Genomic DNA, 17,045 nt, shown 5'->3' on the forward strand with positions numbered 1-17,045 from the left:
CGGGGCGTGTTCACGGTCGTGGGACTCACCGCGTCCGGCTCGATGCCAGTTCGATCATGCGGTCGCACAAGGTTGCATAATCGATCCCCGCGGCGGCGGCCGCTTTCGGCAGCAGGCTCAACTCGGTCATGCCGGGCAGCGTGTTCACCTCGAGCACCACGGGGCTGCCGTCGTCGCGCACCATCACGTCCACGCGGGCATAATCCCGGCCGCCGATGGCGTGGAACGCCCCGAGCCCCGAGCGCTGGATGCGCTGCGTCGTCGCGCTGTCGAAGGGCGCGGGGCACAGATACTCCGTGGTCCCCGCCGTGTATTTGGTCTGGTAATCGTAGCGGCCCGCCTTCGGCCGCACCTCGACGACGGGCAGCGGCCGGCCGTCGAGAATGCCCACCGTGGTTTCGCGCCCGGCGATGCGCTCCTCCATCAACACTTCGTTGTCGAAACGAAACGCGGCCTTGAGCGCGGCGGGAAAATCCTCCGCGCGGTCCACAAACTGCAGGCCGACGCTCGACCCCTGGCGCACCGGCTTGAGCACGACGGGCGCCTGCCATCCCGCAGGCCACGGCGAGTCGGCGGACTGGAACACGGCGAACCGCGCGGTGGGAACGCCGTGCTCGATGCAACGCCGCTTGGTAAGCACCTTGTCGAAGCCCGTGCGGCTCGCTTCCACGCCGCAGCCGGTGAAGGGGATTCCGAGTCCATCGAGTTGCGCCTGCACCGTGCCGTCCTCGCCGTAAGTGCCGTGGAGCGCCAGAAACACGACCTCCGTGCCGGGCGCAAGCGTCCAGCCCGCCGCGATAGGGTCGAGTTCGTGGACGGTGTGCCCGATCGAGCGCAGCGCCCGCGTGACGGCGGCGCCGCTGTTGAGCGACACCTCGCGCTCCGAGCCCGGTCCCCCGAGCATCACGGTGATGTTGCGTTTCTTGCCCATGTTCTGCCCCGCTGCCCCAACTCTTCCGGAATCCCGGCCCCACTCTCCAGCCTCAGGCCGTGCGAGGCGCGACCGGCGAGACGCGGCGCTTCACACATCCTCGCCCACGATCTCCACCTCGGTCTCCAACTCAATCCCACGCGACTCGCGGGCGTGCTGCTTGATGACTTCGATCAATTGCAAAACATCCCACGCCTTTGCGCCGGGCTCGGTGACGATGAAGTTGGCGTGCACATCGCTGACCATCGCGCCGCCGACGTGCCGGCCCTTCAGGCCGAGCTCGTCGATGAGTTTGCCGGCGGGCATCGGTGTCGGGTTCTTGAAGATGCACCCGGCGCTCGGATTGCGCGGCTGAGACGTCCACCGGCGCTGCTGGCACTCGGTCATGCGTTTCACGATGTCCTCGCGCGCAGCCATGCGGCCCTTGAAGACGGCGCCGAGCGCAATGTGCGTCTGTAACATCGGGCACGAGCGATACGCCACGTCGAGCTGGCTCACGGGCTTGATGTGAATCTGCCCCTCGTAGTCCATGAAGCGCACGCTCTCGACGACATCAAACGTCCAGGAGCCCATCGCGCCGGCGTTCATGCGGAGCGCGCCGCCGACGCTGCCCGGGATGCCCTCGATGAATTCGAGCCCCGAGATGCCATGGCGCCTCGCCTCGTTCGCCACGCTCCGAAGCCGCGCCCCCGCGCCGCAGCGCAGCCGCTCGCCCTGCACCTGCACTTTGCTGAAACACGCGTGGCCGAGTGAAATCACAACGCCGCGAATCCCGCCGTCCCGGATGAGCAGGTTCGAGCCGCGCCCAAGCAGCATGAAGGGCAGCGACCGCTCGCGGCAGAAATTCAGGACGTCTGAAAGCTCCGCCTCGCTCGCGGGCTCGACGAAGAAATCCGCCTTGCCGCCGACGCGCAGCGTGGTGCGATTGGCGAGCGTTTCGTTGGCGCGGACGACCGTGCCCGGCGCAAGGCGCGCGGCAAGGTCGGCGAGGGTCTGCCGGTGCGAGGGCGGCGTCTCGTCACGGAGTTTTCCGGCCATAAGATGGGCGGCTTGGGTGATGTCGCCCGCGCCGAGGAAGAGCGCGACATCGCCGGGTTGCATCGCGTTGCGCACGAGCGCGGGCAGGTCGGCGAGCACGGGCACGAACTCGGCGGATTGCCCCGCGGCCCGCACCGCCTCAGCGAAGGCCAGTCCGTTCACGCCGGGGATCTCCGGCTCGTTGGCCGCATAAACCTCCGCGATCCACAAACGGTCGGCCATCGCGAAGCTCGTCGCGAACTGCCGGAGGAGGTGGCGCGTGCGGGAGTAGCGGTGCGGCTGGAACGCGACCAGCAGCCGTCCGCTCGTCAGCGATTTCATCGCGCGCAACGTCGCCTGCACTTCGCGCGGATGGTGACCGTAGTCATCAAACAGCCGGAAGTTCTCGTCGCTGAACAACTCCTGCTGGCGGCGGAGCGCGCCCTTGAACGCGCCGATGGCCTCGTCGATTTCGGCGGGACGAAAACCCATCTCGGCCAGCAGCGCGATCACGCACGCGGCGTTGGACACGTTTTTCTCGCCGGCAAGATGGAGCGTGAATTCGCCGAGGGTCTCGCCCTCATGCCACAGCTCGAATGCCGTGAGCACCGCGGCGGACTTGCCCCGCGGCGCCGCCGGCGGCTTTGGCTCGATGCGATACATCGCCAGCGGATTGAAGCCCACGGACACGGCGTTGGGCCGGCGCGCGAGCAGCGTGACGAGCTGCGGGTCGTCGGCGCAGAACACGAGCTTGCCGCGCGTCTGCTCGGCGAACTGCTGGAACTCGCCGCAGATCGCCTCGAAATTCGAGAAATAATCGAGGTGCTCCTCGTCCACGTTGAGCACGATCGAGTGCTCGGGGTGGAACTCGCACAGCGTGCCGTCGCTCTCGTCGGCTTCGATCACAAACCACCGCTCGGGCCGGACTTCGTGGCCGTGCCCGCGACGCGGCGCGTCCTCGCGCGCGACCACGCCGGCGGCGACGGGCGATTGATCGGCGCCGACGAAGTGCGCGGGCCGGCCGAGTTGCGGCACGACCGCGCCGATGGCGTAGCTGGGCTGGACCTTGAGTTGATCGAGCGCAAAGGCGAGCATGCCGGCCGTGGTGGTCTTGCCGTGCATGCCCGCGACGCAGATGCCGCGCTGCCGGTGGAACAGCGCGGCGAGCATCACCGCGCGGCGCGCGATGGGGATCTGACGTTGCAAGGCGGCCTCAAGTTCCACGTTGTCCTTCGGGATCGCGCTGGAATGGACGACGAGCGAGGGCTTCGCGGCGATGATCTGCGCGGCGTTGTGGCCGACGAAGAGCTTCGCGCCGCGCGCACGCAACTGCCGCATCTCGTCGTTCTCGACGAGGTCCGAGCCCACGACCTGGTGGCCGAGGTCGAGCAACAGGTGCGCGAGGCCGTTCATGCCGCTGCCCCCGATGCCGACGAGATACACCGTCGCCACCGGGTCGGCCCGGTGCAGGATGGCGTTCACTTCCTGGGCGGTGAGTCGGATCATGACGCGGTGTGAAGGAGTGTTTCGCGGAGCAAGCCCGGGTCGCCGCTGCAGCCGGGACGCTGCGGGGCGGCGGGTCGCGGGGCGTCGACGGCCAGGCCGATCGCGGCAAGAATCCGCCCGGCGATGCGCGCGGCGGCGCCGGGTTGGTGCCATTGCGCGAGGGCGGAACTTATCGCGTCCCGCGCGGCGGCCTGCGCGAGCAATTCGAGAACGGTCCGCGCGAGGTCCGCGGGCGTGGCGTGGTGATTCCACAACATCCGGGCCGCGCCCGTGCGCTCGAACGCACGCGCGTTGAACCACTGGTGATTGTCGGCGGCGTGCGGGTATGGCACGAGCACGGACGGCACGCGCAGCGCGGCAAGTTCCGCGAGCGTGGAGGCGCCCGCGCGGGACACGGCGACGGTGGCGGCGCTCATCGCGAGTTCCATCCGCGCAAAGAAGGGCCGCACGACGGCGCGAACGCGCAGCTTCGCGAGCGCGGCGAGCGCCTTCGGTTCGTCGCCGGGGCCGGTGAGGTGGACGAGTTGCAATCCGGGCGCGGACTCCGTGATCGCGGGGAGCGCGGCGAGCACGAGGTCGTTCACCCCGCGCGCGCCCTGGCTGCCGCCCATCACGAGCAACACGGGCTGCGAGGGGTCGAGCCCAAGCGCGGCCCGCGCGGCAGCGGAATCCTGCGGCTGGAATTGCGCGCGAACCGGCGTGCCCGTAAGCGTGACGCGCGTCGCGGCAAGTTGCGCGGCTGCGGAGTCGAAGCCGGTGAACGCCTCGTCCGCGATGCGCGAGAGAAGGCGGTTCGCGCGGCCGGGAACGGCGTTGGACTCGTGCAGGAAAATCTTGGCGCCACCACGACGGCCGGCGACGGCCGCGGGCAGGCTCGTGAACCCTCCCATCGCGAGCACGGCAGACGGCTTGCGCTGCTTGAAAAGTCCGCGCGCCTCGGCGTGGCTGCGCAACGCGGCGCCCGCAAAGCGGACCGGGTGCCGCCAGTCCCACCCGACGGCCGGGAGCGCGACAGCTTCGATCTCGGGCGCGGTGCGCGCGGCTTCGTGATCCACGTCCTTCCGCGAGATGAGCAGCACGCAATCCGCGCCGCGGGCTCGAAGCTCGGTGGCGACGGCGATGCCGGGGAACAGGTGCCCGCCGGTGCCTCCGCAGGCGAGGGCGACAAACGGCTTGGCGGGCGCCGGGGTCATGGCTAGGTGGTGGTCAGTGGCAAGGCGCGGCTGGGCGTGGGCTGCACCAGCGGGAGTGGCGACTCGATTTGCCGCGCGACACTGATCAGCACACCGAGCGCGGTGAGGGTCATGAGGAGGTTCGAGCCGCCGTAGCTGATGAACGGGAGCGGCAGCCCCTTGTTCGGAAGGATGCTCGTGACGACGGCGATGTTGATGAACGCCTGGAAGCCGATGAGGAACGTGACGCCGCACGCGAGCAACTGGCCGAACGTGTCGCGCGCCCGCCACGCGATCCAGACACCACTGCAAAAAAGCGCGATGAACGCGAGGACCACCCCGAGCGTGACGACCAGACCGAGTTCCTCGCCGATGACGGGCAGGATGAAGTCGGTGTGATGCTCCGGGATGAAGCCGAGCTTCTGCCGGCCCTCGCCGAGCCCGACGCCATCGACGCCGCCAGCGACGAACGCGAGCAAGCCCTGCCACACCTGCCAGTCCGCGTCGGTGATGCGCACGTCGGGGTCGAGTTGGATCAGCTTGAGCCAGCTCTCCACGCGGGCCATGCGCACCGGGTCGTGGTAGATGGACCACGCGATCCCGCCCGCGGCGAGCAGGAGCGGCGGGATGACCATCCGCAGCTTCACGCCCGCGACGATGAGCATCGTGCCTGTGACCGCGCCCATGAGGATCGTCGTGCCGCGGTCCGGCTCGATGAAGATGAGGAGGAGCACGCAGCCGATGAGGGCCGAAGGCCAGGCGATGCCGCGCCAGAACTCGCCCATGTGCCGGCGTTGCCAGTCACAATACGCGGCGACCCCGATGATGAGCGCGAGCTTGGCGAACTCGGACGGCTGGAAGTTCACCGGGCCAAAGCTGAACCAGCGCCGCGCGCCGCCGATTTTCCTGCCGATGTTTGGGAAGAGCACGAGCACGAGCATGATGACGGCGATGGCGAGGAACACCCAACTCCACCTGCGGAGCCGCTGGTAATCGGTCGCACCGGCGATGACGCACGCGAAGATTCCAACGCCCGCCCACGCCATCTGAAGCAGCATGAAGTGCGCACCTTTGTCCGCCATTCGCGAGCTGTAGAGCATCACAAGCCCGAGGACGAGCAGTCCGCAGGTGCTGATGACGAGGGTCGGGATGGCTTTCAACCGTGGTCCGAGGAGGCGCGGCGCATCGGGGCAAGACGGCGGATCGGGGACACACCCGGCCCCGGGATCTGCGTCAAGTTTCGATTGCGTCGCGAGCGTTTCATGTTGCGAGGCAGTTTCTCCCGAAGTTGCGCTGGGTTTGTCGGGCTACGGGCTCTTCGGCGGGGGAATGACGCCGCCCTCGGGCACGGGCGCGGGCGCGGGCGCGGGCGCAGGTGTGCCGTTGGATTTCTTGCCGTTGCCCTGCGGGATGATGAGCTTCTGGCCGACCTTGATGGTGTCGGTCGGGAGGTTGTTCGCCTCCTTGATGCGCGCGACGGTGGTGTTGTTGGCCCTGGCGATTTTCTCGAGCCGGTCGCCGGACTTGACCACGTAAGTGCCGGGCTCGGCGGCCTTGCCGGCGCCGTTCGAGGTTCCGGCGGGGGGCGCCTTCGCGGCGGGCGCGGGGATGTTGATCTTCTGACCGAGCTTGAGCTTCTTGGGATCGACACCGGGGTTGGCGTTTTCGATGTCCTTCATTGGCACGTTGTATTTCTTGCCCATGCTGTAGAAGGAATCGCCCGTGGCGACGACGTGCGAGGATGGCGTCGCCACGGGAATCTCGCTGGCGGTGGTCCGTGGCGGAGGCGCCGCGTTCGTGACGACGATGGGCGTTGGCGGCGTGATGACCGCGGTGTTGGATTGCTGGGCGATCGGCGTCGGGATGACGACGGGATTGGAAGCCGGCGTGATCGGCGTCGGCGGCTGCTGGAGCCAGTCGTTCGTGTTGATCGGCGGCAGGCTGCCGGTGTTTCCCTTCCCCGTTGTGCCCGGCGTGCCGGGGTCGTCTTTCTTGCAGCCGCTCATCAGGATGCCGCCCAGCACGATGGCGTGGATGGCCAGGAAGATGATGACGACGATGGGCAGGTTGGGCTTCTTGCGGGCTTTCTGCTCGAGCAGGGAGCCTTGGGGGTTGATGGGATTTGGAGTGCTCATGGTTGGGGTGTGTTGGGTGTTGCTGCGTTTGCCGCCGGACGGGCAGTCCTGGCGCAAATTGTCATAGATAGTTTGTCTGGCGTCTGTCCTGTGGCGTCAGTGTGGTGATGCGGGCTTGGGGGCTCCACCAGAAATGGGGCCCGTCCCGGATGCGCCACCATCCGTAGCCCGGGCCCACTGTTTGACTGCCTGTCGAAACACTTCTCCCCGCTGTCGGTAATCTTGAAACTGGTCAAAGCTCGAACAGGCCGGCGACAATAACACGACGTCGCCGGGTTCCGCCTTTTCTGCCGCGCCGAACACAGCTTCTATCAGCGTGTCCTTGACGGCGCAAGGTGTAAACAGGCTCCACGCCGCGCGCAGTTTCGCGCGGGTCTCGCCGACGAGGAATGCCTCGCGCACACGGTGCGCCAGCAGCGGCCCGATGTCGTGAAAATCAAATCCCTTGTCGCGTCCCCCGGCGATGAGCCACACGTTGGGCTCGCCAGGCCGGGAGGCAGGCATCGAGCGGAGCGCCTTTGCCACGGCATCGAGGTTCGTGGCCTTCGAGTCGTTGATGAACTTCACGCCATGGACCTCGGCGACGAGTTCGCACCGGTGCTCGCCGGGTTGGTAAGAGCAGAGCGACTCGACCACGAGCTCGAGCGGCAGCCGGAGGACCCGGCCCACCGCAAGCGCGGCCATCAGATTCTCGGCGTTGTGCTGGCCGCGGAGTTTTGTGCGCTCCATGTCGAGCAACGGCCCCTCCCAACCTTCGATGCGGCTGATGAGGAGGCTGCGGTCCATCCAGATGTCGGCGCGGCGGTTGTTCGCGCTGAACGTGAGCGTCTTGGACGGCACCTTGCACCCGAGCGACCGCAGTTGCGCAAGCGCCTCGCTCTGGACGATGGCCCAGTCGAACGGCTGCTGGTTTTCGAAAAGCCGCGCCTTGGTCCGCACGTAATCGGCCATGCTCGCGTAGCGGTCGAGGTGGTCCGGTGTGATGTTGAGCAGCACGGCGACCGACGGCCGGAAGTGCTGGATGCCCTCGAGCTGGAACGAACTGACCTCGACCGTGAGGTAGTCCAGCTCCCGCGTGCGCCCGACGATGTCGCACACGGGCGTGCCGATGTTGCCGGCGGCAAGCGTGTGTTTGTGGGAGTGTGTGAGGGCGCGCTCGACAAGCTCGGTGGTGGTGGTCTTGCCGTTGGTGCCGGTGATGGCGATGTTCAGGCAGACGGTGTGCTGGTAGCCGAGCTCGAGCTCGCTGATGAGCGGCACCTCGCGCGCGGCAAGGTCCTTCACCAGACGGAGCGTCGACGGCACGCCGGGACTCAAGACGGCGAGGTCGAAATGCCCCACCGGCGGAATCGTCGCGCCCAACTCCACGCGAACGCCCCCGGCGGCGAGTTGCGCGGCCGTCTCGCGCAACGCCGGCGTGTCCGCGCTGTCCACGGCAGTGACCCGCGCGCCGTGCGCCTTGAGCATGAGGCACGCGGCCCGTCCACTCGACCCGAGGCCGAGGACGAGCACGGATTGGTTGGCGTGGGAGGGCATGTCAGCGGCCGCGGGGCGGCTTCACAGCACGGGCACGAAGGGACACGAATAGGCGGGCAATGTAGCAGGCGTGTTCTGGCGAACACAGTTCAGACGCTCCCTGAATGAAGCGGGCGGCGTCCCGATACCTCGGGACGCCGGCCCAGTGGAGTTCGTGCCCTTTCGTGCCCATGCTGGATTTCAGTTTCACTAGCGCAACTTGAGCGTGCTCAGCGCGACCACCGCGAAGAGCAAACCCACAATGTAAAAACGGGTGACGATTTGTGATTCATGCCATTGGAGCATTTGAAAGTGGTGGTGGAGCGGCGCCATTCGAAAGATCCGGCGGCCCTCGCCGAACTTGCGGCGCGTGTATCTGAACCAGCTCCGCTGCACCAGCACGGAGGCCGCCTCGATCACAAACACGCCGCCGGCAATCACCAGCACGAACGGCTGATGGATGAGCACCGCGATGATCCCGAGCACGCCGCCAATCGCCAGCGAACCCGTGTCGCCCATGAACACTTGCGCCGGGTGGCAGTTGAACCACAGGAATCCCAGCCCCGCGCCGACCAGCGCCGAGCAGAACACCGTCAACTCGCCCGCGCCCGCGACATACGGCACCGCGAGATACTTGGAGATGACCGCGTTGCCCGCGATGTAGGTGAACACGACGAACACCATCGTCACGATGACCGTGCAGCCGATCGCCAGTCCGTCGAGACCGTCCGTCAGGTTCACCGCGTTCGAGCTGCCCACGATCGCAAAGACCGTGATGAGCACGCCCGCGATCGCGTTGGTCATCAATTCGTTCTTCAGGAATGGCACCATCACCTTTGCCACGAGGTCGCGTGTCTCGGGCATGCGGAAAAGATAGAGCGCGATGAACAGCGCGAGGGAGAACTGCACCACGAGCTTCACGCCCTCGGCCGCGCCGGCGGCGTTGCTCTTCGTGATCTTCAAGTAGTCGTCCCAGAAGCCCAGCGCCCCGAGCACGAGCATCGAGACCAGCGTGAGCACGATCAGCGCGTTCCATTGCGCCCACAGCAGCGCCGTCAAGTCCACGACCACCACGATCAACACGCCGCCCATCGTCGGCACGCCGACCTTGTCCGTCGTGCGCGTCCTGAGGTTGCCCAACTCCTGCGCGCGGTCCGCGTAATTCTGCCCGAACTTCTGCTCCTTCAGCCACGCGATGACCTTCGGGCCAAGCCACCAGCTCAACGCCAGCGCCGTGATCGCCGCGCCCGCGCTCCGCACCGTGATGTAGCGGAACACGCGCAACGGCGACAGCCAGTCGGCCCACACCGTGCCGTTCACGGCGTCCAGCAACCATTGGCTCAAGTAGTAGAACATTCGTCATCGCTCGGGGTTCAGTCCCGGTCCGCCTTCAGCACCGCGGACACGCGCTCGAGGCGGGTCGCGCGCGACGCCTTCAGCAACACGCGGTCGCCCGGCTTCACCTCGGCACGGACGGCTTGCGCGGCGTCAGGAACATTTTCAAACACGAACACGTTTTTCAGCCCGGCGGACTTCGCGGCTTCGGCCATCACGGCGGCCCACTTGCCGGTGGTGAACAGCACGCGAACCCCGAGTTCAGCGGCTCCACGTCCGACCTCGGCGTGGGCCGCGGCGCTGTGCGCGCCCAACTCGGCCATGTCCCCGAGCACGGCCACGCGGCGCCCCGCGCACGGCATTTCGCGCAGCGTCCGCAACGCCGCGAGCATCGAGTCCGCGTTCGCATTGTAGGAATCGTCGAGCACCGTGATGTCGCCGGCTTTCCAAGTCTCGAGCCGCATGTTCAGCGGCGCGCAATGCTCGAGCGCATGCCGCGCCTGCGCCGCGGTCACGCCCAACTCCGCGCCGATGGCAATGGCGAAAAGGGCGTTGATGACCTGATGCCGCCCGTGCAGCCCGAACCGCCAGTCGCCGTTGAATCCAGCTTGTGCCGACTTCACCGCGAAGACTGTCCCGCCTTCCTCAAGCCGCACATTCTCCGCGCGCCAGTCGTTGCGCGCATCGAATCCGGCGCGCACGACGCGGCACTTGGCGCGGGCCGTGATCGCGTCCATGCCGGGGTTGTCGCCGTGCACGAACAGCGTGCCGTCCGGGGGCAGCAACTCAGCGAGCGCGCCCTCCTCGCGCGCGACACCGTCGAGGTCGCCGAAGAATTCCAGGTGCTCCCGGCCGAGGCTTGTGACCACGCCGAGGCGCGGCCGGATCATCGCCACCAGGGGCGCGAGTTCGCCGGGATGGTTCGTGCCGACTTCAAACACGGCCGCGGTGTGGGACGATTCGAGCTGCAGCAGCGTCGCCGGCACGCCGATGTCGTTGTTGAAACTCGCGAGGCTCGCGAGCGTCTTGAACTTCTCGCGCAGCACCGCGGCGATGAGTTCCTTGGTGGTGGTCTTTCCGTTGGAGCCGCCGACCGCGACGACAGGCAGCGCGAAATCCTGACGGTAGCGTGCCGCAAGCCGGCCGTAAGCGTGGCGTGTGTCTTCGACGGCGATCACGGCGGCGCTTCCTGCCGCGGCGGAATCCCTCGACTTTGCGATGATGACCGCGGAAGCGCCCTTCGCCGCGGCCTCGGCAAGAAACGTGTGGCCGTCCATCGCAGGACCTGCGATCGCGAGAAAGATGTCGCCCGGCCGCACACGGCGGGAATCGGTGCAGATGTGCCGGGCAAGCCCGCTTCCGATGCCTCGCAGCAGTTCTCCCCCGCAGGCGTCCGCGATGTAGTTCAACGTGCGTGGGTCCATTTACTTGAGCGAGAAAGTCGCTGTGACAACCGCAGTGACGGTTTTTTCGAGCGAGGTTGTGTCGTTCATCCCTTCCCAACTGGTCTGCGAGGAATGCAACGGTGTGATCTGAAACACGCCCATCCTGGCGGATTGCAAGCCGCCGATTCGGCTGCCGCCCTGTTGCGCGATGAGCGCGGCGCGGGCGCGGGCGTCTTTCGTCGCCTCCCCGAGCATTTCGATCTTCGTCTCGCCGGCCTTCGTGTAGATGAATTGCGGCGTGGCGGCGGTGAAGAGCACCCCCTGGCCGACGAGTGACGCGGACTCTCGGTCCATCTGCATCACCCGGTCCAAATCGGTGGAACGGATTTCGACGGGCTGCGTCAACCGGTAGCTGAAGGTGCGCTCGTCGAAATTACCCTTGGTGTCGCGAAACTCGCGGCCGCGGACTTCCTCGATCTTGATGGGCTGGAAGACCGCGTCGGTGACGCCTCGCGATTGCAGAAACGCAAGCACCTTCGCGGAGTCGGCCTTCAACGCGGTCTGCGCCTCGATCAGGGACTTGGCCTCGGAGAGGAACGAGGCTTTCCACACGATGAGGTCGGCGCGGATGTTTTTGCGGGCGGAACCCGTAACCGCGATCGAGTGCGTCTCGTGAATCTTGATCCAGGCGCGCGTCGCGATCATCGCCGAGAGGACGAGCCCCGCGGCGAGGGCAAGACCGGCGACGACACCGAAGAGATGGGAGCGGGGTTCCGTCATCGGGTTCCTTTCGCGCCGAGGGTTTCGAGGGCTTCGCGCGCGTGCAGCCTGTCGTCGAACGGGGCGACCGTCCCCTGGATCTCCTGATAGGTCTCGTGGCCTTTGCCGGCGATGAGGACTGTGTCGCCGGGTCGGGCCATCGCGAGCACCTGGTCGATGGCGCGGCGCCGGTCGAGTTCGACGTGGTAACCATCCGCGCGCGCGGCGTGCCAGCCCTCCTGAATGGCGACGGCGATGGCGGCGGGCGGCTCGTTGCGCGGATTGTCGCTTGTGATGATGCAGGCGTCGCTGAGCTGCGCGGCGACTTTGCCCATCCTGGCGCGTTTGCCCGTGTCGCGGTTGCCCCCGCAGCCGAACGCGAGCAATAGACGGCCCGTGGTGACGTCGCGCAACGCCGTGAGCACGTTGCGCAGCGCGTCGTCCGTGTGGGCGTAATCCACAAACACGGCGAACGGCTGCGCGCACTCGACGGGCTCCAGCCGGCCGGGCGCGGCGCGCATCGAGCGGAGCGCCTTGAGCACGGCGGCCGTCGGGACGTCGAGCGCGAGCGCTCCGCCGACCGCGGCGAGCGCGTTGTAAACATTGTGCCGGCCGATGAGTGGCATGCGGACAGGGTGCGCGGCGCCGTTCGCGTGCAGTTCGAACGCCGTGTCTGCGCGGCCGAGCCGGATGTTTGCCGCACGAATGTCTGCACGGTTCGACAGGCCAAATCCCAGCGTCGCCGGGGCGTTGGTCTCCCGTGCGATTCGCGCGCCGAACGGATCATCCACGTTCGTCACGCACACGCCGCGCTTGGCGCCGTGCGGCCATCCGGTGAAGAGCCGCAGCTTGGCGGCGAAGTAGTCCTCCATCGTCCGGTGGTAATCGAGGTGGTCCCGCGTGAGGTTGGTGAAGATGCCCACGTCGAACTCGGCGCCGGCCACGCGTTGCTGGTCGAGCGCATGCGAGCTGACTTCCATGACGCACGCGCCGCATCCGGCGCGGAGCATCTGAGCCATCATGTCCTGCAACTCGAGCGATTCAGGCGTGGTGCGCGGCGCAGGCAGGATGCGCCCGCCGATTTCGTAACCGACCGTGCCGAGCAGACCGGTGCGCACACCCGATGCCTCGAGCATTTGCTTGAGCATGAAGGTGACGGTGGTCTTGCCGTTGGTGCCGGTGACGCCCGCGACCTTGAGCCTGCAGCTCGGGCGACCAAAATACGCAAGCGACGCGCAAGCGAGGGCGGCACGGGAATCACTGACGATGATTTTAGCCGTGCGCGTGGTCGCGAAACCGTTGCGCTCGCAGACAACCGCCGCCGCGCCGCGAGCCACCGCCGGGGCGATGAAGTCGTGGCCGTCCACGTTTGCACCCTTCATGGCGACGAACACCATGCCCGGGGTGACGCGACGCGAGTCGTAGGTGATGCCGGAGATTTCCAAATCCAGCGGGCCCTCGACTTTCGTCGGGGCGAGTTGGGCGGCGAGTTCCCGGACTTGCATGGCTAGTTGGCGCGGGCAGGGCGCGCAGGTGTCCGGCCCGAGACCACCATCGGTTGCGCGGGCGCGTGGTCGGGCCGGATGTTCAGGTAATTGGCGGCGCGCTCGGCGATGCCCTTGAAGACCGGTGCCGCGACGATCCCGCCGTAGTAACCGCCGGTGTGCGGTTCATCGAAGATCACCGCGATGCAGAGCTCCGGGTTGTCGGCGGGGAAGTAGCCGATGAAGCTGCTGAAGTATTTGCCGGGCATGTAGCCGTTGCGCCCGGCCTTCTGCGCCGTGCCGGTCTTTCCCGCGACAATGTAGTAATCGAGCCGGGCCTTGAGCGCGGTGCCGTTGGTGGAGACCACGACCTTGAGGGCCTGGGTCATGAGCTTGGCCGTCTCGGGAGAGATGGCCTGACGAATGATCTGCGGCTGGATCTTCATGACGACCTGGCCGCGGTCACCCTCGAAGCGATCCACGAGCATCGGGCGCATGAGCTTGCCGCCATTCGCGATCGTGGCAAACGCCATGCACATCTGCAGCGGCGTTACAGCCACCTCGTGGCCCATCGGCACGCGCGAGATGGAGAGCGGTGTCCAGTCCTTGATCGGGTGCACGATGCCCCATTGTTCGCCCCGGAGTGGAATGCCGCTCTGGCTGCCAAAGCCAAAGCCGCGAATGGAGGCGTGCAGGCTCTCCTGTCCGAGTTTGATGCCGATCTTCGCCGCGCCGATGTTCGAGGACTTGGCGATGATCTGCTCGACGGAAATCACGCCGTAGCCGCGCGACTCGTGCTCGTGAAGCCACTTGCCGGCGTAGAAGAACTTGTTGTTCGCGCAATCGATGGTCTCCGAGAGCGTGACGCGCTGCGCGTCGAGCGCCGCGGCGATTGTGACCGCCTTGAACGTGCTGCCGGGTTCCATGATGTCTGTGATGAGCCGGTTGCGGCGATTCTCGGCTGGCCCGTCGCCCGGGCGGTTCGGGTCGTAGTCGGGCATCGTTGCCATCGCAAGGATTTCGCCCGTGCGCGGGCGGACCATGATGGCGTGCGCGGCCACGGGATCGTGCCGCTTGACGCCGGCGGCGAGTTCGGACTCGAGGATGTGCTGGAGGCCGGAGTCGACGGTGAGCACCACGTTGTATCCGTTGCGCGGCTCGACGTCCTGCTGGCGCATCGTCACGACTTCCTGCCCTCGGCGTGTCTCCGCGGTCTGCACCCAGCCGCGAACACCGTTCAGCCTGGAGTCGAGCGCGAGTTCGATGCCGTCCATCCCCACATAGTCGGTGTAAGTGCGGTTGTTGAACTTGCGCTCGGCTGTGCCGGTGTAGCCGAGGATATGCGAGGCAAGGGTACGGTTCGGATACTCGCGCAGCTGGAGGTCGGGTTGTTCGGCGTAAATCGCCCTGTGTCGGATCGCGACGAACGCCTGCCGCTGGGCTTTGGGAAGCTTGCGCTCGGCCTTCTCATCGTAGCCAAAGTCGAGCGTGGCCATCGCCGCAGTCAGACTCTTCCACGACTCGAGCGGGACTTTTTTCTTGAGCGAGACCCAGCGATTGGTGACGACGACGCCGGAGTCATCAAGCTGCGAGACGGGCGTGAGCTTGCGGACGAGTTCAGCCTCCGGGATTCGCAAGTGCGGGGCGAGGACGCGCGCGACGTCGGCGGCGCGGTCGCCAATGAGCGAGGGATTGGCGACGACGTGCTTCACAACGTGACTCGTGGCGAGCAGGTTGCCCTTGATGTCGCGGATGTCGCCGCGGCGCGGTTCGATGGAGTGTGTGCGACGTGTGTTGACCTCGGCGAGTTCACGCAATTCGCCGTGCCGGAGCACTTGAAGCTCAACCAACCGGAAGCCGAGTCCGCAGAATCCCAGCACCAGCAGCGAGGCCAGGAAAATCAGCCGACCGGACGAGGACATGAGGTGCTTCATGCGGCAAAGGCAAGAATGTCGTCGGGCGCGAAGCCTGTCGCGAGTGACCGGCAGTCGACGGGGCACGAAGACGGCTCGTGCGCGCGCGACGGACCGGACAATACGTGAAAACTCCAACCCCATGCGAATCCACCGGGCACATGGGCGAACGGCTTGGCGTCCTGCGGCGCGCCATCGTCTTCAGGCAATTGCGGGTTCATGGATTTCGTGTGTCATCATCGGCGCTGAGCCGCGGCGACGAGGTGTTTTGAAGACTGCGATGTCGCAGCGGCAGGCAACGACTCGATGAGCGTGATGATCTGCCCGGGCAGAGGAGGAACGAGCCCGAGGTTGAGTTCCTTGACGCGCTGATCGAGCACGGCGGGTGACCGCAAGTAGTCGAGTTGGTCGCGGCGAATCTTGTTCTGGCGACGGATTTCGGCGAGACGGATTTCGTTGTTCTTGATCTGCTTTCCGAGGTCGAGGATTTGGGACTTCTGCCAAACGTAACCGACCGATGCAGCGCCGAAGACGATGATGAGCGTGACGATCGCCGCCGCGGCGCTGAGCGAGAATCCGCTGGAGGGGTTCTTTCGGTTTCTGGACATGGCAAAGGTATGTTGGCGGCTAGAGCTTCTCGAACACTCGAAGTTGGGCGCTCCGAGCGCGCGGGTTGGCGGCGATCTCGGCGGCATCTGGCACCACCGGCTTGCGTGTGAGCACCCGGAGCAGGGGCTGGCGCGCCTGGCGCAATTCGGGAATGTCCTCCGCACCCGGCACGGAATAGTCGCGGGCCGCGTCGCGGCCAAAGTTCTTGGTGATCCTGTCTTCGATGGAATGGAACGTGATCACGGCCAGACGGCCGCCGGGGGCGAGAATCTCGAGCGCAGCCGCGAGGCCCGACCGCAGCGAGGCCAGTTCGTCATTCACGGCCATGCGCAGCGCCTGAAACACCCTGGTCGCGGGATGCGACCTGCTGCCGCAGCGGGGGTTGATGCGCTCGACTAGTCTCGCGAGTTGCCCGGTGGTCTCAAAGGTATGGGATTGACGTTCGCTCTCGATGGCTCGGGCGATGCGACGGGCGTGCGGTTCGTCCGAGAAGTCCGCGAACATGCGCGCGAGTTCCGCGGCGCTCGCAGTATTGCAGAGCGTCGCGGCCGTCATCGGCGAATTGCAGTCCATTCTCATGTCCAAGGGCCCGTCGTTCTGAAAACTGAACCCGCGGGCTGGCGAATCCAGTTGGGCCGAGCTGACCCCGAGATCCAGCAGCATCCCGCCGCACGACCCCGGCTGGATCCACTGGGCCAGCCCGGCGAAATTCATCCTTTGCAGCTCGAACCTCCCGGTAAATGGTTCGAGTCGGCGCGACGCGATCTCAAGCGCGGCGCCATCGAGATCGCATCCAAGAAGCAGCCCATCCGGCGCGCTGGCCATCAACAGCGCCGACGCGTGTCCACCCAAACCGATCGTTCCGTCGACGAGGCGGCTGCCCGCCCGCGGCCGCAGGGCCTCGAGCACTTGCGGCAACAGCACTGGCTTGTGAGTGAGTTCCGTCACTTCTCATGGCCAAAGTTAGAACCAGGCAAAACACGCCGATACCATCCGTGACAACTTCCGGCTCTGAACGAATCGGGCCACTGACCTGCTGGATGCGTCCACACCGGGGCCGACTGGCTTGCAGCGAGAACCGGCAGTGGTTTTCACGGGAAGGACTTCCAGGTCCGAGTCCCGAAGGTCATTCCGAACTACCTTCAACTTGTTGAGCCATGGTTCGAAGGTTTGGTCAGGTTTCTGGCGCTTTCCGATTTTGGCGAGTGCCGCAAGTTGAGCGAGCTTTGCCACAAATGGCGGTTTCGGCTTTCGCTTGCGCTCCCCGGCAGTTAGGAGTGGTTC

Annotated in this window: 13 protein-coding genes; all 13 read right to left on the minus strand. The window is 66.4% G+C overall.

Annotated elements, in window-relative coordinates:
- Window positions 1-25 precede the first annotated feature (25 nt).
- On the minus strand, window positions 26-931 hold the full coding sequence (locus FJ386_04135; protein ID MBM3875894.1) for a D-alanine--D-alanine ligase: 906 nt from the start codon (window positions 929-931) through the stop codon (window positions 26-28).
- Window positions 932-1,021: 90 nt separating this feature from the next.
- Window positions 1,022-3,607, minus strand: a complete 2,586-nt coding sequence (murB, locus tag FJ386_04140; GenBank protein ID MBM3875895.1) for a UDP-N-acetylmuramate dehydrogenase — start codon at window positions 3,605-3,607, stop codon at window positions 1,022-1,024.
- Window positions 3,451-4,647, minus strand: coding sequence for an undecaprenyldiphospho-muramoylpentapeptide beta-N-acetylglucosaminyltransferase (gene murG / locus FJ386_04145; GenBank protein ID MBM3875896.1), 1,197 nt, complete (start codon window positions 4,645-4,647; stop codon window positions 3,451-3,453). Before murG ends, murB begins: the two co-directional genes overlap by 157 nt.
- A gap of 2 nt (window positions 4,648-4,649) precedes the next feature.
- Window positions 4,650-5,786, minus strand: a complete 1,137-nt coding sequence (gene ftsW / locus FJ386_04150; protein MBM3875897.1) for a putative lipid II flippase FtsW — start codon at window positions 5,784-5,786, stop codon at window positions 4,650-4,652.
- Between the two features lie 147 nt (window positions 5,787-5,933).
- A complete protein-coding gene (locus FJ386_04155) occupies window positions 5,934-6,761 on the minus strand; it encodes a LysM peptidoglycan-binding domain-containing protein (GenBank protein MBM3875898.1) in 828 nt (275 codons plus the stop codon).
- A gap of 96 nt (window positions 6,762-6,857) precedes the next feature.
- A complete protein-coding gene (gene murD / locus FJ386_04160; GenBank protein ID MBM3875899.1) occupies window positions 6,858-8,297 on the minus strand; it encodes a UDP-N-acetylmuramoyl-L-alanine--D-glutamate ligase in 1,440 nt (479 codons plus the stop codon).
- Between the two features lie 189 nt (window positions 8,298-8,486).
- The gene (gene mraY / locus FJ386_04165) at window positions 8,487-9,632 is read right to left on the minus strand and encodes a phospho-N-acetylmuramoyl-pentapeptide-transferase (protein MBM3875900.1); all 1,146 of its coding nucleotides are present in this window, start codon (window positions 9,630-9,632) and stop codon (window positions 8,487-8,489) included.
- A 17-nt stretch (window positions 9,633-9,649) separates the two neighbouring features.
- Window positions 9,650-11,035, minus strand: a complete 1,386-nt coding sequence (locus FJ386_04170; protein ID MBM3875901.1) for a UDP-N-acetylmuramoyl-tripeptide--D-alanyl-D-alanine ligase — start codon at window positions 11,033-11,035, stop codon at window positions 9,650-9,652.
- Complete coding sequence (locus FJ386_04175; GenBank protein MBM3875902.1) at window positions 11,036-11,776, minus strand: SIMPL domain-containing protein; 741 nt, start codon at window positions 11,774-11,776, stop codon at window positions 11,036-11,038.
- Complete coding sequence (locus FJ386_04180; GenBank protein ID MBM3875903.1) at window positions 11,773-13,260, minus strand: UDP-N-acetylmuramoyl-L-alanyl-D-glutamate--2,6-diaminopimelate ligase; 1,488 nt, start codon at window positions 13,258-13,260, stop codon at window positions 11,773-11,775. The genes FJ386_04175 and FJ386_04180 overlap by 4 nt, the downstream gene beginning before the upstream one ends.
- 2 nt (window positions 13,261-13,262) lie before the next feature.
- Window positions 13,263-15,296: a penicillin-binding protein 2 gene (locus FJ386_04185; GenBank protein ID MBM3875904.1), complete on the minus strand. Its 2,034-nt coding sequence runs from the start codon at window positions 15,294-15,296 to the stop codon at window positions 13,263-13,265.
- A gap of 92 nt (window positions 15,297-15,388) precedes the next feature.
- Window positions 15,389-15,760 (minus strand): hypothetical protein, encoded by a 372-nt coding sequence (locus tag FJ386_04190; protein ID MBM3875905.1) that lies wholly within the window; start codon window positions 15,758-15,760, stop codon window positions 15,389-15,391.
- Window positions 15,761-15,779: 19 nt separating this feature from the next.
- Entirely contained in the window at window positions 15,780-16,709 is a 930-nt protein-coding gene (gene rsmH / locus FJ386_04195; GenBank protein MBM3875906.1) for a 16S rRNA (cytosine(1402)-N(4))-methyltransferase RsmH, read from the minus strand.
- Window positions 16,710-17,045: the final 336 nt, after the last annotated feature.

The organism is Verrucomicrobiota bacterium, assembly GCA_016871675.1.
Taxonomy (GTDB): Bacteria; Verrucomicrobiota; Verrucomicrobiia; order Limisphaerales; family VHCN01; genus VHCN01.